Source organism: Photobacterium alginatilyticum (assembly GCF_009910675.1).
Lineage (GTDB): Bacteria > Pseudomonadota > Gammaproteobacteria > Enterobacterales > Vibrionaceae > Photobacterium > Photobacterium alginatilyticum.
On record NZ_RSEJ01000183.1, the window covers coordinates 1 to 660 of the forward strand.

At 42.2% G+C, this 660-nt stretch carries 1 tRNA gene and 1 rRNA gene; both read left to right on the forward strand.

The features are described 5' to 3' along the window. Positions 1-87, forward strand: a 16S ribosomal RNA gene (locus EIZ48_RS28565); the annotation flags it as partial. Between the two features lie 99 nt (positions 88-186). After that, positions 187-262, forward strand: a tRNA-Glu gene (locus EIZ48_RS28570). The last annotated feature ends 398 nt before the right edge of the window (positions 263-660 follow it).

The following is a 660-nucleotide window of genomic DNA, read 5'->3' on the forward strand; positions in this document are numbered from 1 at the left end:
AGGGCGTTTACCACGGTGTGGTTCATGACTGGGGTGAAGTCGTAACAAGGTAGCCCTAGGGGAACCTGGGGCTGGATCACCTCCTTAACGATAGACTGCTTGTTTGATGCAGTGTCCACACAGATTGCCTGGTTAAAATGTAAGAGAGCGCTAACGTTGCCCAACARCGTTAGCAAGAAAYACTTRGTCCCGTTCGTCTAGAGGCCTAGGACACCGCCCTTTCACGGCGGTAACAGGGGTTCGACTCCCCTACGGGACGCCACTTTCTAAGTGTTTTCTTTGTAAGCCTTATCATTTTTGATAGCTGCGATGCTCATGTACATGTGTACACTGCGCTTCTCGCTTCAAAACTGATTACGTTTACTTTGAAATCAATAGTGAAAGTATTTAGAAAGTGGATATCGAATGATAGACACATGCTCTTTAACAATCTGGAAAGCTGACTAGTAAATTCAACCATCAGGTTGAATTAAAATGTTTTTTATAACTTCTTATTTAAAGAAGGGATAAAGAACGAGTTCTCAAGCAATACACATTCAAGTGTCTTGTGTAAGAGTCCGGCGAAAAACCAATGTCCTTACTTTTCTTGATCGAATGTAGGTGACGTAAACCTTGGTTGTTTGAACATACGCTTTTGTCTTCACTTTTTTGAAAAGTGAA